The following is a 26,226-nucleotide window of genomic DNA, read 5'->3' as shown; positions in this document are numbered from 1 at the left end:
ATCCCGCCCTCGAGCCACACCACCGACCGCACGCCTGTACGCCAGCGGATCTCGCCCGTACAATGCTCCGTCATTTCTCGTCATCAGCAACCGACAACGGCCAACCATGCGCACCAGTCAATTTTTGCTCGCCACACAGAAAGAAACGCCTTCCGACGCGGTCGTGATCAGCCACCAGCTGATGCTGCGCGCCGGCATGATCCGCAAACTCGCCTCGGGCCTGTACACCTGGCTGCCGATGGGCTTGCGAGTGATGCGCAAGGTCGAAGCCGTCGTTCGTGAAGAAATGAACGCCGCGGGCTCTCTCGAAGTGTTGATGCCGAGTACTCAACCGGCTGAGCTGTGGCAGGAATCCGGTCGCTGGGAAGAATACGGCCCTGAATTGCTGCGCTTCAAGGATCGTCACGGTCGCGACTTCTGCGCCGGCCCGACCCACGAAGAAGTGATCACCGACCTGATGCGCAACGAATTGAGCAGCTACAAACAGTTGCCGATCAACCTGTATCAGATCCAGACCAAATTCCGTGACGAAATCCGCCCACGCTTCGGTTTGATGCGCGGCCGCGAATTCATCATGAAGGACGCCTATTCGTTCCACGCTGACCAGCCTTCGCTGCAGGTCACCTACGACCGCATGCACCAGGCGTACTGCAACGTGTTCACCCGCCTGGGCCTGAAATTCCGCCCGGTTGAAGCTGACAACGGCTCCATCGGCGGCGCCGGCTCCCACGAGTTCCACGTACTGGCCGAATCCGGCGAAGACGACATCGTCTTCAGCAACGGTTCCGACTACGCCGCGAACATCGAAAAGGCCGAAGCCGTACCGCGCGAAACCTCCCGCGCCGCACCGGCCGAAGAGCTGCGCCTGGTCGACACGCCAGAGACCAAAACCATCGCCGCGCTGGTGGAAAAATTCAATCTGCCGATTGAAAAGACCATCAAGACCCTGGTGGTGCACGCTGAAGAGAAAGGCAAGCTGATTGCCCTGATCATCCGTGGCGACCACGAGCTGAACGAAATCAAGGCCGCCAACCAGCCAGGCGTTGCCAGCCCGCTGGTCATGGCGTCCGAAAGCGAACTGCGTGACGCGATTGGCGCCGGCGCCGGTTCCCTCGGCCCGTTGAACCTGCCGCTGCCGATCATCATCGACCGTTCCGTCGAGCTGATGAGCGACTTCGGCATCGGTGCGAACATCGACGACAAGCACTACTTCGGCGTGAACTGGGAGCGTGATCTGCCGGTTCCGACCGTTGCCGACCTGCGTAACGTCGTGGCGGGCGACCCTAGCCCTGACGGCAAAGGCACCCTGGAAATCAAGCGCGGCATCGAAGTCGGGCACATTTTCCAGCTGGGCAACAAGTACAGCAAAGCGATGAAGTGCGAAGTGCTGGGCGAGAACGGCAAGCCGGTCACCCTGGAAATGGGTTGCTACGGCATCGGCGTTTCCCGCGTGGTCGCCGCTGCCATCGAGCAGAACAACGACGCCAACGGGATCATCTGGAGCGACACGCTCGCGCCGTTCCAGGTTGCCCTGGTACCGCTGCGCTACGAAACCGAGCAGGTTCGCGAAGCCACCGACAAGCTGTATGCAGAACTGACTGCGGCCGGCTTCGAAGTGCTGCTGGACGATCGCGACAAGAAAACCAGCCCGGGCATCAAGTTCGCGGACATGGAGCTGATCGGCATTCCTCACCGGATCGTGGTCAGCGACCGCGGCCTCGCCGAAGGCAACCTGGAATACAAGAGCCGTACCGAGCCCGAAGCGCAAGCGCTGCCGGTCGCTGACGTGCTGTCCTTCCTCCAGGCCCGTATCCGCCGCTGACACCAGATAGAGAAGTCATGTTCAAGCGAAACACCTTAGGCCTCGGTGGTGCCGCCCTGTGCGGCACCCTGCTGGTCAGCGGCTGTGCCAATCACATGTCGCAACGCAGCGAGCACGAGGAACGTGTCGAGCGCAAACTGCTCGATCACAGCCTGCAGATCGATGTCGGTGAGCCCAAGGTGCTTGAGCTGCCGCAACGTCGGGTGAAAATCCACGAGCAGAAGACCTTCGAAGTCACCGAATTCGAAGTCACGCGGCATTACGATCGCTACACGCCTTACCAACCCTGGCGGGAGATCTACGAGATCCCGCTGGGCGCGGTGGCCGTGGTGGCCGGTGTCGGCGCGAACGTGGTCAACGTGTTCGCCCTCGGCAACTTGCCGGATAGCGTGACCAAGGACTGGTTCAGTTACGGTTTCGCCGGGCTCAACCCGTTCATGAACGCGCCGTCTCACGGTCGTGCACAGCAGAACCTCGCGGGTATCGACGAAGTCCAGCTCGACAAACGCACGGAATACTCGAGCCTGCCGTGGAGTGAGCGCCCGGTTGAGGTCAAGGCCGGCAAGGAAACGTTCGAGCTGAGCACCGACAAGAACGGCGTGTTGCGCCTGAACCTGCTCGATAGCCCGTTCGCCGAACATGACATCAATCACCTGAGCCGGCTGCTGATCAAGGTCGAAGATGGTCAGGACGATGTGCACACCGACTCGACCCTGGCGGTCAGCAGCTCGTTGCGCGGCAAACTGCTCGAAGCCCACGGGCTGATTTACGACGATCTTGAAGACGACGAAGTGAGCCAGTGGGTGCACCGGGTCAAACGTCTGTCGGAACTGGGTCTGGAAGAAGAAGCCAGCGAGCTGGAACAGAGCCTGATCGAGCTGACCCGCAACGATCCAGAGCTGCAGACCGAATTCCTCAAGTCATTGACCAAGGATGCCGGGCGACTGGTGGCGGATCCCGGACCGAATTAAAGCCTGAAAAGCATCGCGGGCAAGCCCGCTCCCACAGGTATCTGCTGTGAACACATTATTTGTGATCCCTTCAAATCCCTGTGGGAGCGAGCTTGCCCGCGATGGCGGCCTGACAGTCACAACGGCATCAAAACTCTGCCCCTACCGCTCAAACAACTCCATCTGCTCAAACCCGCCGCGCAAATCCTCCAGCCTGACCCCAATCCCCAACAACCGCACCGGCTTGCCACCGCGATTGAACGCCTGGGTCAGCAACAACTGATAACTCCCCAGATCCCGCCCTGCCCCGGCCTGTTCCAGCGTCGTCTGGGTAAAGTCATGGAATTTCACTTTGACGAACGGTTTGCCCGGCCGATAACTGTCGTCGATTCGCGCCATCCGGCCTGCCAGGGTTTCCAGCAACTCCGGTAATTTATCCAGGCAGCTCACCAGATCCGGCAGGTCCACGTCATAGGTGTTCTCGACACTGATCGATTGCCGTCGACTGTCGTTGTGCACCAACCGGTCATCGATCCCACGGGCCAGACTCCACAGTCGTTCGCCAAAGCTGCCGAATTCACGCACCAGCGCCAACTTGTCCCATTCGCGCAAATGCGAGCAATCGACGATGCCGAGCCGGCCCAGTTTGTCGGCGGTCACTTTGCCCACGCCGTGCAGCTTGCTCACGGGCAAACCACTGACAAAGTCCTCGACCTGGTCCGGTGTAATGACGAACAACCCATTGGGTTTCTTCCAGTCGCTGGCAATCTTGGCCAGAAACTTGTTCGGCGCCACGCCGGCCGAGACCGTGATATGCAACTGATTGGACACCCGCCGGCGAATGTCCTGGGCAATCCGCGTGGCGCTGCCGCCGAACTGCGCGCTGTCCGACACATCCAGGTAGGCCTCATCGAGGGAGAGCGGTTCGATCAGGTCGGTGTAATCGCGAAAGATCGTATGAATTTCCTTCGAGGCTTCGCGATAGGCGTCCATGCGCGGCTTGACGATGGTCAGGTCCGGGCACAACTTCAAGGCGTGCCCGGAAGACATCGCCGAACGCACGCCATACGCCCGCGCTTCATAGTTGCAGGTGGCAATCACCCCGCGCCGATCCGCCGACCCGCCCACCGCCAGAGGTTTTCCGGCCAGGCGCGGGTCGTCACGCATCTCGATGGCGGCGTAGAAGCAGTCACAATCGACGTGGATGATTTTTCGCTGAGTCATATGAAAGCGGTGTTCATGGCGTAGAAAAGGAGACATGGCAGGCCGGATCAGCAGTATCTCACTGACACCTGTATATAGCACCAGTAGTCTGAATGTTCTTTCCCGCCAGTAGGAAAAGTCGCGGATGAATTTATTTTCTCAATCGAACGACCACCCGCGATAGAGCTGCAAGCCTTGCCACGCCTGACTCGCAGCCGATTACACCGTCGTGTTTTCAAGCTAAGCGATTGAACCAGAACAGGTTTTATCCAGATTGAAGGTTGACAGCCCTGCGATCCTCTGTAGAATGCCGACACACAGACGCGGGATGGAGCAGTCTGGTAGCTCGTCGGGCTCATAACCCGAAGGTCGTCGGTTCAAATCCGGCTCCCGCAACCAAACATCAAAAAAGGCTACTCGAAAGAGTGGCCTTTTTTGTGCGCGTGAAGAAACCATCATTACCTGTAGGAGCGAGCTCGCTCGCGATAGTCGTGAACGATAACGCGTAAAACCAGATGCCCCGTGGTGGCCTTGAGCTTTTAGCGAGCAAGCTCGCCCCTACAGGTGACTGTTTTTACCAAAATCGAGAAATCGTTCTGTTTCCGAAACTTAGCGCTCCCCTGCGACCGTTCGCCGCTTATTCACGCTTATTTGACCCGGTTCCGGATTAACGGTTGACACACAGGCGTATCTCTATAGAATGCCGCCACACAGACGCGGGATGGAGCAGTCTGGTAGCTCGTCGGGCTCATAACCCGAAGGTCGTCGGTTCAAATCCGGCTCCCGCAACCAAACATCAAAAAAGGCTACTCGAAAGAGTGGCCTTTTTTGTATCTGTTGAAAAAGTCCTTTCGCAACAATGACCTGTCACTCTGTGGGGAAGCGTTCGGGATCACTGAAACTCTGAGACCAGACTATGCTGGATCACAGACAGAACCCTCAACGACGGATGACCTGCCATCGCCGACAATCGGCGAGAGGCGTTAATATTTGTGATTATTTTTTTCTACAGGGATTGGTAACTTGGCTGGATACCCCCATCCTGTCGCGCACAATCCAAGAGGTGATTGATGCGCGCCAACTCGTCTGATCCACAAGACACCGTCACAGCGACACAACCCATCAAGCCCGAGCGTTTGCGCTTGCTTGATCAGGTCAGCAAGTATCGCCAGCCCATCGGTCTGGCGGTCACCCTGCTGTTGTTCGCGATCGCGCTGATTGCCTGTCGCCATTTGTTGAGCGAACTCGATCTGTACGCTCTGCACGATTCGATTCTTGAAGTACCGAAACCGGCACTGCTGGGCGCCCTGGCGGCGACTGTCGTCGGCTTCATCATATTGCTCGGCTATGAATGGTCGGCCAGTCGCTATGCCGGGGTAACGCTGGCACCGCGAATCCTCGCCCTGGGCGGGTTCACCGCATTTGCCATCGGCAATGCCATCGGTCTGTCGATGCTCTCGGGGGGCTCGGTTCGCTATCGTTTATATGCACGTCATGGTCTGGGGGCTTCCGAAGTCGCTCACATGACGCTGTTCGCCAGTCTTTCGCTCGGCTGCGCCCTGCCCCCGCTGGCCGCCCTTGCCACACTGAGCAACCTGCCGGCCGCTTCCGCTGCCCTAGGTCTCTCCGAGATGTTGCTGGGTGCGATCGCTGCCGCCGTGCTGCTGCTGTTTACCGTGCTGGCGGTCGGCATCTATCGTCGTCGCCTGCAGGAACAGCCTTATGCGGACAACCTGCTGGTCAAGGTCGGTCGTCGCACCTTGCGCCTTCCGGGCCGCCGCCTGACGTTCCTGCAACTGATCATTACCGCCCTGGACGTCGCCGCCGCCGCGACCGTGCTTTATCTGTTGCTGCCGGAAGCGCCGCCCTTCGGTGCATTCCTGCTGGTATACCTGCTGGCGCTGGCCGCCGGCGTGCTCAGCCATGTTCCCGGCGGTGTCGGGGTGTTCGAAGCAATTCTGCTGGCCGCCTTCGCCGACAAATTGGGCGCCGCACCGCTGGCGGCTGCCCTGCTCCTCTATCGCCTGATCTATGTGGTGCTGCCGCTGCTGGTGGCCTGTCTGCTACTGCTGATCAATGAAGGCCAGCGCCTGTTTCAGACGCGTCAGTCTTTGCGCGCAGCGTCCGGTCTGGCGGCGCCGATTCTGGCGGTGCTGGTGTTCCTGTCCGGCGTGGTGTTGCTGTTCTCCGGCGTGACCCCGGAAATCGATACGCGCCTGGAACACATCGGCTTTCTGATCCCTCATCGGCTGGTCGACGCTTCGCACTTCGGCGCCAGCCTGGTCGGCGTGCTTTGCCTGCTGCTGGCTCAAGGCCTGCGCCGACGCCTGTCGGCTGCGTGGATGCTGACCACCATTCTGTTGCTGGTGGGCGCGGTGCTCTCGCTGCTCAAGGGCTTCGACTGGGAAGAAGCCTGCCTGATGACTTTGACCGCAAGCCTGCTGGGGGTTTTCCGGCGCTCGTTCTATCGCCCGAGCCGATTGACCGAACTGCCGTTTTCGCCGCTGTATCTGGTGTCGAGCCTGTGCGTGCTCGGCGCATCGATCTGGCTGCTGCTGTTCGCTTATCAGGACGTTCCGTACAGCCATCAACTCTGGTGGCAGTTCACCCTCGACGCCGATGCCCCGCGTGGCTTGCGCTCGCTGCTGGGCGCCGCCGTGCTGCTGGTGGTGGTGTCCCTGACCTGGCTGCTGCGCACTGCGCGCCCGGTGATCCACCTGCCGACGCCGGATGAGCTGGACCGCGCGGTAAAAATCCTGATGGCCTCTGCACAACCGGATGGCGGCCTGGCCCTGACCGGTGACAAGGCGCTGCTGTTTCACCCTAACGACGAGGCGTTCCTGATGTACGCCCGCCGTGGGCGCAGCCTCGTGGCCCTGTACGACCCGATCGGCCCGACCCAGCAACGGGCGGAAATGATCTGGCAGTTCCGCGACCTCTGTGACATCCATCACGCCCGGCCTGTGTTCTATCAAGTCCGCGCGGAAAACCTGCCGTACTACATGGACATCGGCCTGACCGCGATCAAGCTCGGCGAAGAGGCCCGGGTCGATCTGCAGCGCTTTGATCTCGAAGCCAAGGGCAAAGAGATGAAAGACCTGCGCTACACCTGGAACCGTGGCACCCGCGATGGCCTGTCGCTGGAGATCCATGAGCCGGGACACGCGCCGATGGATGAGCTCAAGGTGATTTCCGATGCCTGGCTGACCGGCAAGAACGTGCGCGAGAAAGGCTTCTCCCTAGGCCGTTTCAGCGATGATTACCTCAAGCATTTTCGCGTCGCGGTGATTCGTTTCGAAGGGCGCCCGGTAGCCTTCGCCAATTTGCTCGAGACTTACGGCCATGACCTGGCCAGCCTCGACCTGATGCGCGCACACCCGGATGCGCCCAAGCTGACCATGGAGTTCATGATGGTCGGCCTGATTCAACATTATAAAAATCATGGATACGCGCGTTTCAGCCTGGGCATGGTGCCGCTGTCGGGGTTGCAACCCCGTCGTGGCGCGCCGCTGACCCAGCGCCTGGGCTCGATGGTATTCCGCCGTGGTGAGCAGCTGTACAACTTCCAAGGTTTGCGCCGCTTCAAAGACAAGTTCCAGCCTGACTGGGAACCCCGTTATATGGCCGTGCCCGCCGGACTTGATCCGCTGGTTGCCCTGGCCGACACTGCTGCCCTGATTGCGGGCGGCTTGACTGGATTGGTGAAACGCTGATGATTCAACGCTCCTTGCGGTACGTACTGGCCACACTGGTAGTGCTGGCCCTGATTCTCGGTGGCGGTTACTGGTACCTCAAACGTCCGGCGCCAGAACCGACCCTCGAACGGCTGACTCCTGCCGACGGTGCCGCGATGACCCGCGTCATCCCCGGCAACACGCCACGCGCCCAGGTGCTGGTGGCGGTCAATGAAGACCAGAAACTCAGCGACAAACAATTGATGACCCTGAGCCGCAGCGGCTCGGCGCAGATCGTTCAGGTGATCCTGCCCAAGGAATGCCTGCTGCAAAGTCGCGCCCTGCAAGCGGGCCTGAGAGAACTCAAAGGCCCGGCGACCCTGGTCAGCGGCATCGGCCCTGGCGCTGTGCTGGCGTGGCGCTGGTTGTCCGAGCAGAAGGACGAAAAGGCCCAGGCCGTTTCGGTGGACCTGGCCCTGGAAAAACCCGGCTGCACCCACCTGCTGCCGAAAAGCGCCGCTCACGGTCACTGGCTGGTGGCGTGGAACGACAACCCGGACGACACCAGCGCCGGTTTCGTGCGCGACCAACCCAACGCCGAAACCAGCATCAGCGACTACGACATCAACCTGCCGCAAGTACTGAACAACGAACTGCGCAAGCTCCTCGTCGGTGGCGACAAAGCCGCTGGCGGCTTGCAAATTCCAGTGGTTGAAGTCCCGGCCGGACAGGCCAAGGACACCGTCACCCTGTTCCTCTCCGGCGACGGCGGCTGGCGCGACCTCGACCGCGACGTGGCCGGCGAGATGGCCAAGATCGGCTACCCGGTGGTCGGCATCGACACCCTGCGCTACTACTGGCAGCACAAGAGCCCGGAACAAAGCGCCCTGGACCTCGCCGAACTGATGCAGCACTACCGGCAGAAATGGGGCACCAAGCGCTTCATCCTGACCGGCTACTCGTTCGGTGCTGATGTGTTGCCGGCGATCTACAACCGCCTTGAAGCCTCGGAACAGCAGCGCGTCGACGCAATCATCCTGCTGGCCTTCGCCCGCACCGGCAGCTTCGAAATCGAAGTCGAAGGCTGGCTCGGCAACGCCGGCAAAGAAGCCGCCACCGGCCCGGAGATGGCCAAGCTGCCACCGGAAAAAGTGGTGTGCATCTTCGGTGAAGAAGAAATCGACGAAAGCGGCTGCACCGACAAGACCGCCGTGGGCGAAGCCATCAAACTGCCCGGCGGCCACCACTTCGACGAGAACTACCCAAAACTGGCGCAACGGTTGGTGGATGTGATCGAGAAGCGTCAGGCGAAGGAGACGGCGGCTCAGGAGTGATCTGATCCCCGCCCACAAAAAAGCCCCCGCTGCCTTACGGTAGCGGGGGCTTTTTCATGGTGCTTCACGGATTACCGGGAAACACAGAACCTGTAGGAGCCAGCTTGCTGGCGATGGTCGTTAACGATTACACGTACGGACTGGTTCACCGCGGCGCACTTGAGTCCATCGTCGGAACGCCGCCCGCAGACAAGCTGGCTCCTACAGTGGACCGCGTAAACGTTGAAAATAAGGTGTCCTCCAGCCAAAGGAAGCTCCAAAAAAGGTTCGTACAGACATGAAGTATTAATGGCTAGGCAGGTTTTATGGCGTGCAGACTGACCATTTTTAACGAACGTAAAATGTATTGACGTTCTACGATGCTGGAAACCCCAAGTGTCCACATTCCATAAAACGTGGACACTTGTCTCAATGAAAATTTCGAGTCGTCAATACCAATCGATACTTGTGGGAATTTTCCGCGCCCATGACTTCGACTCGGAAAAATACTCACAGCGTTTGGTTTTTGTTTGTTTCAGACGACGCAATATCGGATGACGTCCGAAGACCTTGTAGGCAAACTCCGAATCGTGTTTTTTGGGCACTTTGATGCCTTGTTGCGCTTTTCTTTGGCGGGATAGTCTCGGGTCGTCGCTGAATATTCAGCGATCGGGCTTGGAAACCCGTCGGATTACAGCGCAACAGTACCTCTACAACGATTCCAGAGTTTTACGACTGGGAATCAGCGTTATGGCAGCTGTGCGTGGGACGCCTTCGGGCGTGCCGGTTTTGTGGTCCCCGGTTTCCAACCTGCGCACAGTCGCCACCCATTCGCTTGGAACGAACGTGGCGGCTCCTCTGACGCTGGAGAATGACCATGATCAAAACAGATACCTGTGACCTCTCAGAATTAAAAACCATCGGCCTCACCCCCTTCATCTACTGCTCAAACCAACCGCTATTCCACGTCACCCGAAACGTTCCCCTCGGTGATGCACTCGCCATGGCCTCTGACTTCCTGTTCCTCGCCAAGGAACTGACCCGAGACGCTGCCTTCAATCGCGATACCGATCGGCACATCTGGGCCGCGCATTATTTGACGGCGATGAGCAAGGCGGTGGTGGATGATGCGATGAAGGTGTTGCAGGGGCCTCCTCCGGCGAGAGCCGAATCCAAAACATATTGGCCTGAACGCAATCCCAACAGACGCCACAAATCCACTGTAGGAGCGAGCCTGCTCGCGAAAAACCCGAGGACGCCGCGGGGCATCTGTTTTTACGCGTTAACGTTCACGACCATCGCCGGCAAGCCGGTCTCGCTCCTACAGGGGATTGTCGTTAGTTCGGATGAAGCGCAAACCAAAAAAAGCCCCCACTGCCGTAATGGTAAGGGGGGCTTTCTCATTAGACCCGACGCTCCGCCGCGTCATAAACCTCTTCATCCCGTCGTGCTCCGACCGCGACGATCAATACCTGGATCGCTCTTCCGTCGACTCGGTAAACAATCCGCGTGTCACCGGCTCTAATTCTTCTACAGCCCGCAAGGCTGGCCCTCAGGGGTTTACCGCTTTTATCCGGCTCGCCGTTGATAATCCGCTCATCGATGACATCAAGAATTCGATTCGCCGCAACTGCGCCCAGCAGATCCAGATCCTTCTGGACATCCGGGTGATAGGTAACGCCCCAAACCATGCCCAGCTCCTTTAGTCTTTCCTGGCGTACCGTGCCCGCATAGCGTCATGACTGATTGCTTTGGCCTCATCAAAGCCGGTCAGTCGTTCCCTAGCGGCTACTTCAATCCGAAGGTCGTCCAGCTCGTCGAGCATTTCCTGATACGCATCGACATTGATAATCACCGCCGCCGGTTGATTGTCTTTGAAAATAACCAGGCGCTCGGTGGCACGGCTGGAAATTTCCTTGAGCCTCGCGCTGAAACCCCTGACCATCGCAGTCACCGATATCGCCTGGTCAGCACGTTCTAGTAATGCCGTCATATTTACCTCTCTACAATCACGCAACGTTTCGCGCACAATTCTGCGCAGAGTATTGCGTTCAATATCGCATTTCGCAAGTGAGCCTTTATCTTGGCTTGTCGAATCACTTGCGGCGTTTAGTTTTGCGTTTGTTTCAAACGGCGCGATATCGGATGACGTCCGAAGACCTTGTAGGCAAACTCCGAATCGTGTTTTTTGGGCACTTTGATGCCTTGTTGCGCTTTTCTTTGAGGGGATAGTCTCGGGTCGTCGCTGAACATTCAGCGATCGGGCTTGGAAACCCGTCGAGCGTAGGCAACAACGTGCCCAACATGACCGCAGACATTTACGGCTGCAATCCTGTGTCATGGCGGCTGTGCGTGGGACGTCTTCGGACGTGCCGGTTTCCTAGGCTTCCGGTTTTCCAACCTGCGCACAGCTGCCACCCATTCGCTTGGAAACGAACGTGGCGGCTCCTCAGTTTAGGAGATACACCATGAGCAAAACAGATTCATCTGCCCCCTCAGAATTAAAAACCATCGGTCTCACCCCCTTCATCTACTGCTCAAACCAACCGCTATTCCATGTCACTCGAAACGTCCCCCTCGGTGATGCGTTAGCCATGGCCTCTGACTTTCTGTTCCTCGCCAAGGAACTGACCCGAGACGCGGCCTTCAACCGTGATACCGACCGGCATATCTGGGCCGCGCATTATTTGACGGCGATGAGCAAGGCGGTGGTGGATGATGCGGTGAAGGTGCTGGAGCGACCGGCTCGGGTAAAAGCCGAATCAGAAAAATGATGACCTGAGCGCTATTCCAACAGACGCCGCAGATCCCTTGTGGGAGCGGGCTTGCTCGCGAAGGCGGACTGATATTCGACATTGATGTTGACTGTCCCACCGCTTTCGCGAGCAAGCCCGCTCCCACAAGGGATCTGCATCGTCTGCACGCTGTGCGCTCAGACACAAAAAAGCCCCCGCAGCCTTCACGGCAACGGGGGCATTTTGATGGGGCTTACATCTCGACCTGCGTACCCAGCTCAATCACCCGGTTCAGCGGCAGATTAAAGAACCGCAAATTGCCATTCGCATTCTTCAACATGAACGCAAACAACGCCTCGCGCCAACGCGCCATACCCTCAAGCTTGGAGGCGATCACCGTCTCGCGGCTGAGGAAGTAAGTAGTACGCATCGGGCTGAAGTCGAGGTCATCGAGATGGCACAGCTTCAGGGCTTGCGGCACGTCCGGCTCGTCGATGAAGCCGAAGTGCAGGATCACCCGGAAGAACCCTTCGCCGTGGGATTCGACCTCGAAGCGCCGTGTCGGCGGTACCCGCGGGATGTCTTCGTACACCACGGTCAGCAGCACCACTTGTTCGTGCAACACCTGGTTATGCAACAGGTTGTGCAACAACGCGTGGGGCACGGCGTCCGGGCGGGCGGTGAGGAACACGGCGGTGCCCTGGACACGATGCGGCGGTTGCACGGCGATACTGCTGATGAAAATCGGCAGGGGCAGCCCGCCCTCGTCCATGCGCTCCACCAGCAGCTGTTTGCCGCGTTTCCAGGTGGTCATCAGCACGAACAGCGCGATACCGGCGATCACCGGGAATGCCCCGCCCTGAACGATTTTCGGTACGTTGGCGGCGAAGTACAGACCGTCCACCAGCAGGAAGCCGAGCAACACCGGCACCGCGAGGACTGGCGGCCATTTCCATAGCAGCAACATCACCGCCGAGACCAGGATGGTGGTCATCAACATGGTGCCCGTCACCGCCACACCGTAGGCCGAGGCCAGGGCGCCGGAGGATTCGAAGCCGAGTACCAACAGAATCACGCCGACCATCAGCGACCAGTTCACCGCGCCGATGTAGATCTGGCCCTGCTCGGCGCTGGAGGTGTGCTGGATGTGCATGCGCGGAATGTAACCGAGCTGGATCGCCTGCCGGGTCAGGGAGAACGCGCCGGAGATCACTGCTTGCGAGGCAATGACCGTGGCCAGGGTCGACAGGCCGACCAGTGGAATCAACGCCCAGCTTGGCGCCAACAGATAGAACGGGTTACGCGCGGCTTCCGGATCGCCAAGCAGCAAGGCGCCCTGGCCGAAGTAGTTCAGCACCAGCGCCGGCAGCACGAGGATGAACCAGGCGCGAGCAATCGGCTTGCGCCCGAAGTGGCCCATGTCGGCGTACAGCGCTTCGGCGCCGGTCAACGCCAGCACGACCGCACCGAGGATCGCCACGCCCATGCCCGGATGGACGATGAAGAAGCGCACGCCCCAGACTGGGTTCATCGCTTGCAACACTTCCGGGTGCTGCATGATGCCGTAGACACCCAGCGCGCCCAGGACCAGGAACCAGGTGACCATGATCGGCCCGAACAGAATGCCAATGCGTGCGGTGCCGTGGCTCTGGATCAAAAACAGCGCCACCAGCACGATCAACGACAGCGGCACCACCCAATGGTCGATGCCTTCGAAGGCCAGCCCGAGGCCCTCGATCGCCGAGAGCACGGAAATCGCCGGGGTGATCATGCTGTCGCCATAAAACAGCGCCGCGCCGATCAGCCCGCAGACCACCAGCAACGTGCGCAATTTCTTATGCCCCGCCGCCGCCCGTCGAGCCAGTGCGGTCAACGCCATGATCCCGCCTTCGCCCTGGTTGTCGGCGCGCAGGACAAACATCATGTACTTGATCGAGACGACCCAGATCAGCGACCAGAAGATCAGCGCCAGGATGCCCAACACGCCGTCATGGTTGACCGGCACACCGTAGCCACCGGAAAACACTTCTTTGAGGGTGTACAGCGGGCTCGTGCCGATATCGCCATAAACCACCCCGACCGCCGCGACCAGCATGCCGATCGGCTTCGCCGTCGAATGCCCGGCGCTCGCTGCCTGACTACTTGCCTGACCCATCCAACACTCCTACTACTCAGACCCGGACTTCTTATAAGAAGCACTATGCTTTGCCGTGCAGCATGCGCTGTTTTACATGACGTTACAGACGTTTTGTTGACTGTAAAAAATCGGTAAAGCGTAACGGCGCGAAGCATAGCGCAGCACTCGTCGCATTTCCCTCCATAAAGCTGGTCAAGTGAACGTGTCATGGATAGAATTGCGCACTTTTTGATCAGAGGCGCAGCCAAGCGCCCGATAGTCGCCTTGCCCGCTTCAGGCTGGAGGCGTCCCAAATACCGAGGTTAGACATGTCCACCACTCCTGCGCCGGCCAATCCAAAGGTTGGCTTCGTATCCCTGGGTTGCCCCAAAGCACTGGTCGACTCCGAGCGCATCCTTACCCAGTTGCGCATGGAAGGTTATGACGTTGTGTCCACCTATCAGGACGCCGACGTCGTGGTGGTCAACACCTGCGGCTTCATCGACTCGGCCAAGGCTGAATCCCTGGAAGTGATCGGCGAAGCCATCAAGGAAAACGGCAAGGTCATCGTGACCGGCTGCATGGGCGTCGAAGAAGGCAACATTCGCAACGTGCACCCGAGCGTGCTGGCCGTGACCGGTCCGCAGCAATACGAGCAAGTGGTCAATGCCGTGCACGACGCCGTGCCGCCGCGCCAGGATCACAACCCGCTGATCGACCTGGTGCCGCCGCAAGGCATCAAGCTGACCCCGCGCCACTACGCGTACCTGAAGATTTCCGAAGGCTGCAACCACAGCTGCAGTTTCTGCATCATCCCGTCGATGCGCGGCAAGCTGGTCAGCCGCCCGGTCGGTGACGTGCTCGACGAGGCCCAGCGCCTGGTCAAGGCCGGCGTCAAAGAGCTGTTGGTGATTTCCCAAGACACCAGCGCCTACGGCGTCGACGTGAAGTACCGCACCGGTTTCTGGAACGGCGCGCCGGTGAAAACCCGCATGACCGAACTCTGCGAAGCCCTGAGCACCCTCGGTGTCTGGGTGCGCTTGCACTACGTTTACCCGTACCCGCACGTCGACGAGCTGATCCCGCTGATGGCCGCCGGCAAGATCCTGCCGTACCTGGACATCCCGTTCCAGCACGCCAGCCCGAAAGTCCTGAAAGCCATGAAACGCCCGGCCTTCGAAGACAAGACCCTGGCGCGCATCAAGAACTGGCGCGAGATCTGCCCGGACCTGATCATCCGGTCGACCTTCATCGTCGGCTTCCCCGGCGAAACCGAAGAAGACTTCCAGTACCTGCTGAACTGGCTGACCGAAGCCCAGCTCGACCGCGTTGGCTGCTTCCAGTACTCGCCGGTCGAGGGCGCACCGGCCAACCTGCTGGACGCGGCCATCGTGCCGGACGACGTCAAGCAAGATCGCTGGGACCGCTTCATGGCGCACCAGCAGGCCATCAGCTCGGCACGCCTGCAAATGCGCGTCGGCCGTGAAATCGAAGTGCTGGTCGATGAAGTCGACGAGCAAGGCGCAGTGGGTCGTTGCTTCTTCGATGCCCCGGAAATCGACGGTAACGTGTTCATCGACAACGGCAGCAACCTGAAGCCAGGCGACAAGGTCTGGTGCAAAGTGACCGACGCCGACGAATACGACCTGTGGGCTGAACAGATCTAAACGCAAAAAATACGCAAAGCCCTGCTCTCTTGACGAGATGCGGGGCTTTTTTACGTCTATCGTTTTGTGGGAGAAGGGACTCGCGTCATCCACTGCAAAAGGGGCATTCGGCCATGCGCCAACATTCGGTCATCCACACGCCGAAACAGAGCGACTATCAGGAACTGACGCAAGTCTGGGAGGCCTCGGTGCGCGCCACCCATGACTTTCTGCCGGACAGCTACATCGAACTGTTGAAGAACCTGGTGCTGACCCGCTACCTCGACGCGGTCATGCTGATCTGCACCAAAGACTCGCGCCAGCGCATCACCGGGTTCGCCGGCGTCGCGGCGGGCAAGATCGAGATGCTCTTCATCGACCCCGCTCATCGCGGCCAGGGCCTGGGCAAACAATTGCTGCGTTATGCCATGGAACACCTGAACGCCGATGAACTGGACGTCAACGAGCAGAACCCCCAGGCGCTGGGGTTTTACTTCAAACAGGGCTTCGAAGTGATCGGCCGCACCGAGCATGACGGCATGGGGCAGCCCTATCCGTTGCTGCACATGCGTTTGCGTCAAAACCAGCAAAGTTCACAGCATGGCTGACACAACACGGAACAAATGTGGGAGCGGGCTTGCTCGCGAAAGCGGTGTGTCAGTCAACATTGATGTCAGCTGACAAATTGCATTCGCGAGCAAGCCCGCTCCCACAAAAAGCCAAACGGTGAAATGGAGCCGGGATTAACCGGCGCCCAGCAGGTACAATGCCCACCCCTTTTTTGTTACGGCCCTGTCATGACTGACCCGATTCGTCTCTCCAAACGCCTCATCGAACTCGTCGGCTGTTCCCGTCGGGAGGCTGAGCTGTTCATCGAGGGCGGCTGGGTCACCGTGGACGGCGAAGTCATCGACGAGCCGCAGTTCAAGGTCGATACCCAGAAAGTCGAACTCGACCCCGAAGCCAAGGCCACCGTGCCGGAGCCGGTGACCATCCTGTTCAACGTGGCAGCAGGCATGGACGCGGAAACGGCCATGGCGACCATCAGCGCCGAGACCCTGAGCGAAGAACACCGCTTCAGCAAACGTCCACTCAAGGGCCATTTCCTGCGCCTGAGCGCCAGCACCGACCTGCAGGCCAACGCCAGCGGTCTGCTGGTGTTCACCCAGGACTGGAAGATCCTGCGCAAGCTCACCGCCGACTCCGCGAAAATCGAGCAAGAGTATGTGGTCGAGGTTGAAGGCGACATGGTGGCTCACGGCCTCAACCGCCTGAACCACGGCCTGACCTACAAGGGCAAGGAACTGCCGCCGGTCAAAGCCAGCTGGCAGAACGAAAACCGCCTGCGTTTTGCGATGAAGAACCCACAACCGGGCGTGATCGCCCTGTTCTGCCAGGCCGTCGGCCTGAAGGTCGTCGCCATCCGCCGCATCCGCATCGGCGGCGTGTCCATCGGCAAAGTGCCGTTGGGCCAATGGCGCTACCTGTCCGGCAAAGAGAAGTTCTAAGGCTTCTCACGCCGCCACACATTTCGGCGCCGCGACTTATGCGGCGCCCACTGCCGAATATCAGGATTGCACATCATGATTCATAACGACGTACTGCGCAGCGTGCGCTACATGCTCGACATCAGCGACAAGAAAGTCATCGAGATCATCAAGCTCGGCGGCATGGACGTGTCCCTGGAAGACCTGCTGACCTACCTCGACAAGAAAGAAGAAGACGAAGAAGGTTTCGTGCGCTGCCCGGACGAAGTCATGGCGCATTTCCTCGACGGCCTGGTGATCTTCAAGCGCGGCAAGGACGAAAGCCGTCCGCCGCAGCCGATCGAAGTGCCGGTCACCAACAACATCATCCTGAAAAAGCTGCGTGTGGCCTTCGAACTGAAAGAAGACGACATGCACGCGATCCTCAAGGCCGCCGAGTTCCCGGTGTCCAAGCCTGAGCTCAGCGCGCTGTTCCGCAAGTTCGGCCACACCAACTACCGTCCGTGCGGCGACCAGTTGCTGCGCAACTTCCTCAAGGGCCTGACCCTGCGCGTTCGCCCGCAGTAAATCACCCACGAACGCCACGGCTCCTGTAGGAGCGAGGCTTGCTGGCGAAGGCGATCTTCAAAACGCCTTCGCCCTGTAGGAGCACAGCTTGCTGGCGAAGGCGTTTTGAAGATCGCCTTCGCCAGCAAGCTGTGCTCCTACAGAGGCCGCGACAGGTCCAGCTGTATGAACGCTCATTCCTCGCAAAAATAGTGGCTCCGCTTCGGGCGGCTGACGACTAGGGTGTATTGACCCTCAGCTCTCAGGATTCGCCATGCACCCGTACTTTTCCCTGCAAGGCCGCACCGCCCTGGTGACCGGCGGCACCCGTGGTATCGGCAAAATGATCGCCAAGGCCTATGTCGAGGCCGGCGCCACCGTGTATGTCTGTGCTCGGGATGTCGAAGCCTGCCAGCAAACCGCTGACGAATTGAGCGCATTCGGTGTTTGTCACGGGGTGGCGGCCAATCTGGCCACCGAAGAAGGCGTGCTGCAACTGGCCACGCGATTGGGCGAACAGCTCAGCCATCTGGATATTCTGGTGAACAACGCTGGCACCACATGGGGCGCGCCGTTGGAGAGCTACCCGGTCAAGGGCTGGGAGAAGGTCATGCAGCTCAATGTGACGTCGGTGTTCAACTGCATCCAGCAGTTCTTGCCGCTGCTGCGCAAGGCCGGGACCGAAGCGAGTCCGGCGCGGATCATCAACATCGGCTCGGTGGCGGGGATTTCTTCCTTTGGCGAACAGGCTTACGCCTACGGGCCGAGTAAAGCCGCCCTGCACCAACTGTCCCGAATTCTGGCGCGGGAGCTGGTGAGCCAGCACATCAACGTCAACGTGATCGCACCGGGGCGCTTTCCGAGCAAGATGACGCAACACATCGGCAATGATGAACAGGCGCTGGCGGACGACACGGCGCTGATTCCGATGAAGCGCTGGGGCCGGGAGGAAGAGATGGCGGCGTTGGCGATCAGTCTGGCGAGCACAGCCGGGGCTTACATGACCGGGAATATTATTCCGCTGGATGGTGGGTTCAGTCTCTAGATCGGCAGTGTGGCCATCGCGGGCAAGCCCGCTCCCACAGGGTTCTCGAGCGAACACGTATTTTGTGTACGACTTAAAACCTGTGGGAGCGTGACTTGCCCGCGAAGAGGCCGCCCCAGCCACCACCAGATTTGAGGCCCGCCGGGTTATCATGCCCACCCAAATTCCCGCCTCGACCCCAACTCATGACCTACAGCGTTTCCCCCATCGGCTTCGTGCGCTCCTGCTTCAAGGAGAAATTCGCCATTCCGCGTCAACCGCAACTGGCCCCGGCTGCTCGCGGCGTGCTGGAACTGGTGGCGCCGTTCGATCAGGGTGATGCGGTCCAGGGCCTGGAGCACGTCAGTCACGTCTGGCTGCTGTTTCTGTTCCATCAGGCCCTGGAAGAAAAACCACGCCTGAAAGTCCGCCCTCCTCGCCTCGGCGGCAACAAGTCCATGGGCGTGTTCGCCACCCGCGCGACGCACCGCCCCAATGGCATCGGCCAATCCGTGGTGAAGCTGGACAAGGTGGAAGCCAGCCGCCTGTGGATCTCCGGCATCGACCTGCTCGATGGCACACCGATTCTCGACATCAAACCCTACGTGCCGTACGCCGACATCATCGACACGGCCTCCAACAGCATCGCCAGCGCCGCGCCGCAATTGATTCCCGTGCAGTGGACGGACTCGGCGCTGCAACAGGCGCACGGGCATGCTCAGCGGCTGGAAGAGCCGTTGGTTGAGTTGATTGAGCAGTGTCTGGCACAGGATCCGCGTCCGGCATACCAGACGCCAATGCCGGAGCGGGAATATGGGGCGCAGTTCTGGGATGTGGATGTGCGGTGGCATTACCCCGAACCCGGAGTTATCCGCGTCCTCGAAGTCATCCCCGCGAAAGTCTGAACGCCAGAAACAACTGTGGGAGCGGGCTTGCTCGCGAAGGCGTCGTGTCAATCAACGTTGATGTCGACTGATACGCCGCCTTCGCGAGCAAGCCCGCTCCCACAGGGACAGCGGTGCAGCGGATGTCACTTCTCGACGAATGCACGCTCGATCAGGTAATCACCCGGCTCGCGCATCCGCGGCGATACTTTCAGGCCGAAGCTGTTCAACACTTCGCTGGTCTCGTCGAGCATGCTCGGGCTGCCGCACAGCATGGCGCGGTCGTCCTGCGGGTTGATCGGCGGCAGGCCGATGTCGCTGAACAGCTTGCCGCTGCGCATCAGGTCAGTCAGGCGACCTTCGTTCTCGAACGGCTCGCGGGTCACGGTCGGGTAGTAGATCAACTTGTCACGCAGCGCCTCGCCGAAGAACTCGTTCTGCGGCAAGTGCTCGGTGATGAATTCGCGGTAAGCGACTTCGTTGACGTAACGTACGCCGTGGCACAGGATCACTTTTTCGAAACGCTCGTAGGTTTCCGGGTCCTGGATGACGCTCATGAACGGCGCCAGACCGGTACCGGTGCTGAGCAGGTACAAATGTTTGCCGGGCTTCAAGTCGTCCAGTACCAGCGTGCCCGTAGGCTTCTTGCTGATGATGATCTCGTCGCCTTCCTTCAGATGCTGCAACTGGGAAGTCAGCGGACCATCAGGCACCTTGATGCTGAAGAACTCGAGATGCTCTTCCCAGTTCGGGCTGGCAATCGAGTAAGCGCGCATAAGCGGGCGGCCGTTGGGCTGTTGCAGGCCGATCATCACGAACTGACCGTTCTCGAAGCGCAGGCCCGGATCACGGGTGCACTTGAAGCTGAACAGAGTGTCGTTCCAGTGGTGAACACTGAGGACACGCTCGTGGTTCATGTTGCTCATGTACGTGGGACTCCTGGAGATTTTGCCTGCGCCGATGATGTGCGCAATTGCATCGCATTCTAATGGCAGCGACAATATCTGTTAAATGGATTATTAAGATAAGGGTTATCGGTTATATAGATATGCGATTTACTCTCCGTCAACTGCAAGTCTTCGTCGCTGTCGCCCAGCAGGAAAGCGTATCCCGTGCTGCGGGTCTGCTCAACCTGTCGCAATCGGCGGCAAGCACCTCAATCACCGAGCTAGAGCGCCAGTGCAGTTGCCAACTGTTCGACCGCGCCGGCAAACGGCTGAGCCTCAACGCCCTCGGCAAACAGCTATTGCCGCAAGCGGTGGCGCTGCTCGACCAGGCCAAGGAAATCGAAGACCTGCTCAACGGCAAGTCCGGTTTCGGCTCTTTGGCCGTCGGCGCCACGCTGACCATCGGCAATTACCTCGCCACGCTGCTGATCGGCAGCTTCATGCAGCGTCACCCGGAAAGCCAGGTGAAGCTACACGTGCAGAACACTGCCAACATCGTGCAACAAGTCGCGCACTATGAAATTGATCTGGGTCTGATCGAAGGTGATTGCAGCCATCCGGACATTGAAGTGCAGAGCTGGGTCGAGGATGAGCTGGTGGTGTTCTGTGCGCCGCAGCATCCGCTGGCCATTCGCGGTACAGCGACCATGGATGAGCTGAGCCACGAAGCGTGGATCCTGCGGGAACAAGGCTCTGGTACGCGACTGACCTTTGATCAGGCCATGCGTCACCATCGCAGCGCGTTGAACATCCGACTGGAGCTGGAGCACACCGAAGCCATCAAGCGCGCGGTGGAATCGGGATTGGGGATTGGCTGCATTTCGCGGTTGGCCCTGCGCGATGCGTTTCGCCGCGGCAGCCTGGTGCCGGTGGAGACGCCGGACCTGGACCTGGCCCGGCAGTTCTATTTCATCTGGCACAAACAGAAATATCAGACGTCAGCGATGCGCGAATTCCTCGACCTGTGCCGCGCCTTCACCGCCGGGGTGCAGCGCAGCGACGAGATCGTGCTGCCCACCATCGCTTAAAGCAGAATCACCGCCCACACCAGCCCGATCATGGTCAACGCCACGAGCTGGGCGGCGCTGCCCATGTCCTTGGCGTTCTTGGACAGCGGGTGCAGCTCAAGGGAGATGCGGTCTATGGCCGCTTCCACTGCCGAGTTGAGCAACTCGACGATCAAGGCCAGCAAACAGACGGCGATCAACAGCGCCTGCTCGACGCGGCTGACGTTCAAAAAGAACGAAATCGGAATCAGGATGACATTGAGCAACACCAGTTGCCGAAAAGCCGCTTCGCCGGTGAAGGCTGCGCGCAGGCCGTCCAGCGAATAACCGGAAGCGTTGAGGATGCGTTTCAGGCCGGTCTGGCCTTTGAAAGGGGACATAGAAGTGGCAACTGACCAAAAAAGGAGTGGGAAAGCTAGATCAACGAAAGTCAAAAAAGCGTGAAGACACCAATCCTTAGTGGCTTGAAATTGACTCAAGTTGTTGCAGAAGTAACGCCGCCTGAGTTCGGGTCCGCACATTAAGCTTACGGAAAATCGCCGTGACGTGCGCCTTGATTGTTGCTTCGGACACGCTCAGTTCGTAGGCAATCTGCTTGTTCAGCAACCCTTCACAGACCATGGTCAACACCCGGAACTGCTGCGGTGTCAGGCTGGCAAGGCCTTCGCTGGCGGCCTTGGCTTCGTCGGAAACGCTGACGGCTTCGAACGCCTGGGGCGGCCAGAACACGTCGCCATCCAGCACCGCACGTACGGCTTTCTGGATAACGCTCAGGTCACTCGATTTGGGAATGAAGCCGCTGGCACCGAACTCTCGGGACTTCACCATGATCGACGCTTCTTCCTGGGCCGACACCATCACCACCGGAATTTGCGGGTACTGACCACGCAGCAGCACCAGCCCGGAAAAGCCGTAGGCTCCCGGCATGTTCAGGTCGAGCAGCACCAGATCCCAGTCGGACTTTTCGTCCAGGCGGGTTTCCAGCTCGGCAATGCTCGCCACTTCCACCAGACGGACATCCGGACCAAGGCCAAGGGTCAACGCTTGATGCAGGGCGCTACGAAAAAGAGGATGGTCATCGGCAATCAGGATTTCGTATGTGGCCATTTTTCAAATGATCCTGTTCTTCAAACAACTCAAGGCACAGCCACGGAGCTGCACCAACAGGGCACGTTCAACGCCAATCACGTGGCAGTTCACGTAAGAATACGGCGTATCAAACCGCGGCCGCGCCCTAATCGGCGCCAAGCATGCCCAGCGAAACCGGGGTGGTCAAGGTGCCTGGCCGCTACAGTTCTTTGCAGTATGGGCGACAATCAGCCCGAGACAGCGGCCGTTTTCTGCACGAAAGGCGTTAGCTCGGCATGTGCCGGTGTCGTGACGTTCATTTCAAGCTGGTGTTTGGCATCGAGGTAATGCTGGCTGAATACGTCGAAATAAGCGTCCAGTGCCGACGCGGCGTCTACATCGCCCGCCAGATCGAGGCACAGTGCCGCGACTTCGGCCGTGCACAAATGCTCGCTGCGGGTCGACCGACGCAGCCGATAGCGTGAAAGCTTCTCGGGCAGCAGGCTCAGGATCGGCAGCGCATCAAAATAAGGGCTTTTGCGGAATATCTTCCGGGCTTCGGTCCAGGTCGCGTCCAGCAGAATGAACAGCGGCCGCTTGGTGCTATCGACTGCGACCGTGTTCGTCACTCGCTCAGGCTCGACGTACTCGCCTGGAAAGACCAGATACGGTTGCCATTGCGGGTCGGCGAGCAATGCCAGCAGTTGCGGATCCGTTTCCGTACGCGACCAGATGAACGCATGGTTGTCGCGCACCACGTCAGCGATCAGCCACCCCGTGTTGCTCGGTTTGAACACTTCCTTGTTGGTCATGATCAGGCATACGCCAGAGCGGGTCTCGACCTGCGGACGCCACGCGCACAGGCAGTGGCTCTCGATCACGCGGCAGGCACGGCAACGGGGTGCCCGCCAGCCACGGGCCTGAATCGGCTTGATGCCCTCCTCTTCGCGCTGATCACGCAAGCGGGCTACGGCGTTGGGGGCGTGGTTCATCGCAGGCAACACCGGCAGAAAGGAAGACTCGACACGAATAGCACTCTGGGCAATAAAGGCCGGCAGTTTACCAGAGCGGCCGGCGCAAGCCTGTACCGTCCAGACGGGCTCCCCTATAATTCGTCACCACTGAACGCACAGTCATGTGACGGGTCGAAGCACCAGTCACTGAACCAGGAGAGTTTCATGTTGCGCCTTATCGTTCCCACCGCTGCCATTCTGCTGGCGTCGTCCTTCAACGCTCAGGCTGCGTCCTTGAGTGAGCAGAATCTCAACAGAGAGCTGCGCAACGTCGCCGCCCAAAGCAGCGTCGGCACGCCACGGGCGATCAACGAAGACATTCTCGATCAGGGCTACACCGCCGAAGGCAATGTGTTGATCAACCACTTGAGCGTGCAAAGCAGCCACGCCAACAAGATGCGGGCCGACCCGAAAGCCGTGTATTTCCAGCTGGGCGCTTCTGTGTGCAACAACCCGTCGTTCCGCAAGCTGATGGCCAAGGGCGCGGTCATGCGTTACGACTTCACTGAGGTGAAGACCAACCGTTCGGTCGGCTCCGCCAGCTATCAGGAATCGGATTGCCCGAAAGCCACGCCGGCCAAGAAAAAGTAATTCAACGGGAATGGGAATTGGCGCGCCGCTGTTCATCCTCGGCGCGCAGTTCTGCCAACAGCGCCTGCAAATAGCGCGAGCGCCGGTCAGCGCCCTCCAGGCGTCGGCAGCACTCCTCTTCAAGACTCAAATGATTGGTCTCGGCCGATGACTTCAATAATCGATACAGCTGCGTATCGATCTCCAGAATGACTCTGGCCATAGCATCCCGCCTCCTTGCACTTCGCCCTTGCTTGAGCGACAAAATCCTTGAACCGCTTGTATCGAGCGCCCTGCCATTGACGCAAAGTTGTTGTGTCACGCCTGTCATTCAGTAAATCAGACTGCCACACACTCGGCGTACGTTCAGACGAGCGGTGAAACCACCTTGCAAATCGTCAATAAGCGGTTGCCAGGAAAGACATTGCAGCGCAATGATCAAGTCAGCGCAAATCACCGCGAGGGTCTAGATTCATAGTGTTCCCGTTCACTTTTCAGGGCAGAAAAGGGGCTGCCTGGTTTGCGATTTTGATGCGAATGTTTCCTTCATCCAAAGGAACAACAGAGCCTGTATGGAAGGAGAAGTTGATGCCTTACCAACCGAATGACCTCTTGAGCCGTCATTTCGAAGAAAGCGGCCACGACCTCATCAGCAAGGTCGAAGAACAACTCAACCTGGTTTCACCCAACAGCCCGAACATTCCGATTTACCGCGACATGATCCTGACCGTGCTGCGCATGGCTCAGGAAGACCACAACCGCTGGAATGCCAAGATCACCCTGCAAGCCCTGCGTGAACTGGAGCATGCCTTCCGTGTGCTAGAACAGTTCCGGGGGCGGCGCAAAGTCACCGTTTTCGGCTCGGCCCGAACGCCGATAGAACACCCGTTGTATGGCCTGGCCCGAGAACTCGGCGCGGCATTGGCGCGCTCGGACCTGATGGTGATCACCGGCGCGGGCGGCGGCATCATGGCCGCCGCACACGAAGGTGCCGGCCTGGAACACAGCCTGGGATTCAACATCACCCTGCCCTTCGAGCAGCATGCCAATCCCACTGTGAACGGCACCACCAACCTGCTGCCGTTCCACTTCTTTTTTACCCGCAAGCTGTTTTTCGTCAAGGAAGCCGATGCGCTGGTCTTGTGCCCCGGCGGTTTCGGTACGCTGGACGAGGCGCTGGAAGTGCTGACGCTGATCCAGACCGGTAAAAGCCCGCTGGTGCCAGTGGTACTGCTGGACGCTCCGGGAGGCAAGTTCTGGCAAGGCGCCCTGGATTTCATCCGCAATCAACTGGAGGAGAATCGCTACATCCTTCCCACCGACATGAAGCTGGTGAGTCTGGTCTATAGCGCCGAAGAGGCGGTGGAGCAGATCAATCAGTTCTACAGCAACTTCCACTCCAGCCGCTGGCTCAAGCATCAGTTCGTGATCCGCATGAATCACCAGCTCAGTGACAATGCGCTGGAACACATGCAACACGCATTCGCCGACCTGTGCCTGAGCGATCACTTCCATCAGCATGTCTACAGCGGCGAGGAGCACGACGAGCCGCAGTTCAGCCACCTCGCACGTCTGGCCTTCACCTTTAACGCCCGTGATCATGGACGCCTGCGTGAACTGGTGGACTACATCAACCTGCCGGAAAACTGGGCGCAACCCAAACCCCAGGCGCAACAACGCACGCGGGAACCCTCGAAGGTTACGTGAGGCGAAAAAAAACGGCCCGCTATCAAAATAGCGAGCCGTTTCAGTCAATCGTCCATCCCTCGGCCGCTGAACAAGCGGCTGATCATTTCCATGGAATAGCCCCGATAACTCAGGAACCGCCCTTGCTTGGCGCGCTCCCGGGCGTCTATCGGTAAATGCCCGGAGAACTTGCGCCGCCAGGTGTCTTCCAGTTGTTCCTGCCAGTTGATACCGCTCTCGCGTAACGCGAGTTCGATGTCGTTGCGTTGCAGGCCACGCTGGCTCAACTCTTCGCGGATACGCAAAGGGCCATAGCCGGAACGGGCACGGTAGGAAACGAAGCTTTCGAGGTAACGGGATTCGGACAGCAGGCCCTCTTCCGTCAAGCGGTCGAGTGCTGTGTCGATCATTTCAGGGAGGGCGCCGCGCTGACGCAGTTTACGCGTCAGCTCGACTCGACCGTGCTCGCGTCGCGCGAGCAGGTCCATTGCGGTTCGCCGCACCGCGACGAGTGTATCGAGTACGGCGGTCATCG

General features: G+C 59.4%; 24 protein-coding genes, 2 tRNA genes and 1 pseudogene. 17 read left to right on the top strand and 10 right to left on the bottom strand.

The window, feature by feature from the left end; translation table 11 throughout:
- Positions 1–106 precede the first annotated feature (106 nt).
- Both J2Y86_RS24225 and J2Y86_RS24220 read left to right on the top strand, forming a co-directional pair.
- Positions 107–1,822, top strand: coding sequence for a proline--tRNA ligase (locus J2Y86_RS24225; RefSeq protein WP_253437373.1), 1,716 nt, complete (start codon positions 107–109; stop codon positions 1,820–1,822).
- Between the two features lie 17 nt (positions 1,823–1,839).
- Positions 1,840–2,793 (top strand): hypothetical protein, encoded by a 954-nt coding sequence (locus J2Y86_RS24220; protein ID WP_253437370.1) that lies wholly within the window; start codon positions 1,840–1,842, stop codon positions 2,791–2,793.
- Between the two features lie 141 nt (positions 2,794–2,934).
- On the opposite strand, the gene dinB is transcribed toward J2Y86_RS24220, so the two are convergent.
- On the bottom strand, positions 2,935–3,996 hold the full coding sequence (gene dinB, locus J2Y86_RS24215; protein ID WP_253437367.1) for a DNA polymerase IV: 1,062 nt from the start codon (positions 3,994–3,996) through the stop codon (positions 2,935–2,937).
- Between the two features lie 301 nt (positions 3,997–4,297).
- Between dinB and J2Y86_RS24210 the strand changes: the two genes are divergently transcribed.
- From J2Y86_RS24210 to J2Y86_RS24190, 5 genes and pseudogenes are all read left to right on the top strand, one after another.
- Positions 4,298–4,374 (top strand) — tRNA-Met (locus J2Y86_RS24210).
- A 316-nt stretch (positions 4,375–4,690) separates the two neighbouring features.
- Positions 4,691–4,767 (top strand) — tRNA-Met (locus J2Y86_RS24205).
- Positions 4,768–5,045: 278 nt separating this feature from the next.
- Positions 5,046–7,688: a bifunctional lysylphosphatidylglycerol flippase/synthetase MprF gene (gene mprF, locus J2Y86_RS24200; RefSeq protein WP_253437363.1), complete on the top strand. Its 2,643-nt coding sequence runs from the start codon at positions 5,046–5,048 to the stop codon at positions 7,686–7,688.
- Positions 7,688–8,983, top strand: coding sequence for a virulence factor family protein (locus J2Y86_RS24195; protein ID WP_253437360.1), 1,296 nt, complete (start codon positions 7,688–7,690; stop codon positions 8,981–8,983). The genes mprF and J2Y86_RS24195 overlap by 1 nt, the downstream gene beginning before the upstream one ends.
- Before the next feature lie 856 nt (positions 8,984–9,839).
- A pseudogene (locus tag J2Y86_RS24190) lies at positions 9,840–10,139 on the top strand (DUF3077 domain-containing protein); the annotation flags it as partial.
- Between the two features lie 226 nt (positions 10,140–10,365).
- Here J2Y86_RS24190 and J2Y86_RS24185 read toward each other — a convergent pair.
- Together J2Y86_RS24185 and J2Y86_RS24180 are read right to left on the bottom strand one after the other, a co-directional pair.
- On the bottom strand, positions 10,366–10,653 hold the full coding sequence (locus J2Y86_RS24185) for a type II toxin-antitoxin system RelE family toxin (protein WP_253437357.1): 288 nt from the start codon (positions 10,651–10,653) through the stop codon (positions 10,366–10,368).
- Between the two features lie 11 nt (positions 10,654–10,664).
- Positions 10,665–10,955, bottom strand: coding sequence for a type II toxin-antitoxin system Phd/YefM family antitoxin (locus J2Y86_RS24180; RefSeq protein ID WP_253437353.1), 291 nt, complete (start codon positions 10,953–10,955; stop codon positions 10,665–10,667).
- A 475-nt stretch (positions 10,956–11,430) separates the two neighbouring features.
- Between J2Y86_RS24180 and J2Y86_RS24175 the strand changes: the two genes are divergently transcribed.
- Positions 11,431–11,736: a DUF3077 domain-containing protein gene (locus tag J2Y86_RS24175; protein ID WP_253437349.1), complete on the top strand. Its 306-nt coding sequence runs from the start codon at positions 11,431–11,433 to the stop codon at positions 11,734–11,736.
- 214 nt (positions 11,737–11,950) lie between these two features.
- Here the strand turns inward: J2Y86_RS24175 and J2Y86_RS24170 are convergent, their stop codons facing one another.
- The gene (locus tag J2Y86_RS24170) at positions 11,951–13,852 is read right to left on the bottom strand and encodes a potassium transporter Kup (protein ID WP_253437346.1); all 1,902 of its coding nucleotides are present in this window, start codon (positions 13,850–13,852) and stop codon (positions 11,951–11,953) included.
- Positions 13,853–14,142: 290 nt separating this feature from the next.
- Here J2Y86_RS24170 and rimO point away from each other — a divergent pair, with 290 nt between their 5' ends.
- The 6 genes from rimO to tsaA all read left to right on the top strand — a co-directional run bounded on the left by rimO (position 14,143) and on the right by tsaA (position 19,421).
- Positions 14,143–15,480, top strand: coding sequence for a 30S ribosomal protein S12 methylthiotransferase RimO (gene rimO / locus J2Y86_RS24165; RefSeq protein ID WP_048393845.1), 1,338 nt, complete (start codon positions 14,143–14,145; stop codon positions 15,478–15,480).
- Between the two features lie 113 nt (positions 15,481–15,593).
- Entirely contained in the window at positions 15,594–16,067 is a 474-nt protein-coding gene (locus J2Y86_RS24160; protein ID WP_253437343.1) for a GNAT family N-acetyltransferase, read from the top strand.
- Positions 16,068–16,256: 189 nt separating this feature from the next.
- The gene (locus J2Y86_RS24155) at positions 16,257–16,967 is read left to right on the top strand and encodes an rRNA pseudouridine synthase (protein WP_253437340.1); all 711 of its coding nucleotides are present in this window, start codon (positions 16,257–16,259) and stop codon (positions 16,965–16,967) included.
- A 75-nt stretch (positions 16,968–17,042) separates the two neighbouring features.
- Positions 17,043–17,513 carry a DUF1456 family protein gene (locus tag J2Y86_RS24150; RefSeq protein WP_017336769.1) on the top strand — a complete coding sequence of 157 codons (471 nt, stop codon included), beginning with the start codon at positions 17,043–17,045 and terminating at the stop codon, positions 17,511–17,513.
- Positions 17,514–17,766: 253 nt separating this feature from the next.
- A complete protein-coding gene (locus J2Y86_RS24145; protein WP_253437337.1) occupies positions 17,767–18,537 on the top strand; it encodes an SDR family oxidoreductase in 771 nt (256 codons plus the stop codon).
- A 185-nt stretch (positions 18,538–18,722) separates the two neighbouring features.
- Positions 18,723–19,421 (top strand): tRNA (N6-threonylcarbamoyladenosine(37)-N6)-methyltransferase TrmO, encoded by a 699-nt coding sequence (gene tsaA / locus J2Y86_RS24140; protein ID WP_253437334.1) that lies wholly within the window; start codon positions 18,723–18,725, stop codon positions 19,419–19,421.
- Positions 19,422–19,546: 125 nt separating this feature from the next.
- On the opposite strand, the gene fpr is transcribed toward tsaA, so the two are convergent.
- Entirely contained in the window at positions 19,547–20,326 is a 780-nt protein-coding gene (gene fpr / locus J2Y86_RS24135) for a ferredoxin-NADP reductase (protein ID WP_003443014.1), read from the bottom strand.
- A gap of 122 nt (positions 20,327–20,448) precedes the next feature.
- Between fpr and J2Y86_RS24130 the strand changes: the two genes are divergently transcribed.
- Positions 20,449–21,375 (top strand): LysR family transcriptional regulator, encoded by a 927-nt coding sequence (locus J2Y86_RS24130; RefSeq protein WP_253437331.1) that lies wholly within the window; start codon positions 20,449–20,451, stop codon positions 21,373–21,375.
- Here J2Y86_RS24130 and J2Y86_RS24125 read toward each other — a convergent pair.
- From J2Y86_RS24125 to J2Y86_RS24115, 3 genes are all read right to left on the bottom strand, one after another.
- Positions 21,372–21,734: a diacylglycerol kinase gene (locus tag J2Y86_RS24125; RefSeq protein WP_150630766.1), complete on the bottom strand. Its 363-nt coding sequence runs from the start codon at positions 21,732–21,734 to the stop codon at positions 21,372–21,374. The two genes, J2Y86_RS24130 and J2Y86_RS24125, sit on opposite strands and share 4 nt — an antisense overlap.
- Positions 21,735–21,810: 76 nt before the next feature.
- Positions 21,811–22,461, bottom strand: a complete 651-nt coding sequence (erdR, locus tag J2Y86_RS24120; protein WP_017336764.1) for a response regulator transcription factor ErdR — start codon at positions 22,459–22,461, stop codon at positions 21,811–21,813.
- 209 nt (positions 22,462–22,670) lie between these two features.
- Positions 22,671–23,414, bottom strand: a complete 744-nt coding sequence (locus J2Y86_RS24115; protein WP_253437328.1) for a tRNA-uridine aminocarboxypropyltransferase — start codon at positions 23,412–23,414, stop codon at positions 22,671–22,673.
- A 186-nt stretch (positions 23,415–23,600) separates the two neighbouring features.
- On the opposite strand from J2Y86_RS24115, the gene J2Y86_RS24110 reads away from it, so the two are divergent.
- Positions 23,601–24,026 (top strand): PA3611 family quorum-sensing-regulated virulence factor, encoded by a 426-nt coding sequence (locus J2Y86_RS24110; protein WP_017336762.1) that lies wholly within the window; start codon positions 23,601–23,603, stop codon positions 24,024–24,026.
- 1 nt (position 24,027) lies between these two features.
- Here the strand turns inward: J2Y86_RS24110 and J2Y86_RS24105 are convergent, their stop codons facing one another.
- Positions 24,028–24,228: a hypothetical protein gene (locus J2Y86_RS24105; RefSeq protein ID WP_150630769.1), complete on the bottom strand. Its 201-nt coding sequence runs from the start codon at positions 24,226–24,228 to the stop codon at positions 24,028–24,030.
- A 365-nt stretch (positions 24,229–24,593) separates the two neighbouring features.
- Between J2Y86_RS24105 and J2Y86_RS24100 the strand changes: the two genes are divergently transcribed.
- Positions 24,594–25,712, top strand: coding sequence for a TIGR00730 family Rossman fold protein (locus J2Y86_RS24100; protein ID WP_253437325.1), 1,119 nt, complete (start codon positions 24,594–24,596; stop codon positions 25,710–25,712).
- A gap of 44 nt (positions 25,713–25,756) precedes the next feature.
- Here the strand turns inward: J2Y86_RS24100 and recX are convergent, their stop codons facing one another.
- The gene (gene recX, locus J2Y86_RS24095; RefSeq protein ID WP_084322318.1) at positions 25,757–26,224 is read right to left on the bottom strand and encodes a recombination regulator RecX; all 468 of its coding nucleotides are present in this window, start codon (positions 26,222–26,224) and stop codon (positions 25,757–25,759) included.
- Positions 26,225–26,226: the final 2 nt, after the last annotated feature.

Origin of the sequence: Pseudomonas migulae (assembly GCF_024169315.1) — a bacterium.
GTDB lineage: Bacteria > Pseudomonadota > Gammaproteobacteria > Pseudomonadales > Pseudomonadaceae > Aquipseudomonas > Aquipseudomonas migulae_B.
The sequence above is the reverse complement of the archived record's forward strand: the minus strand, read 5'-3'. Positions and strand labels throughout refer to the sequence as shown.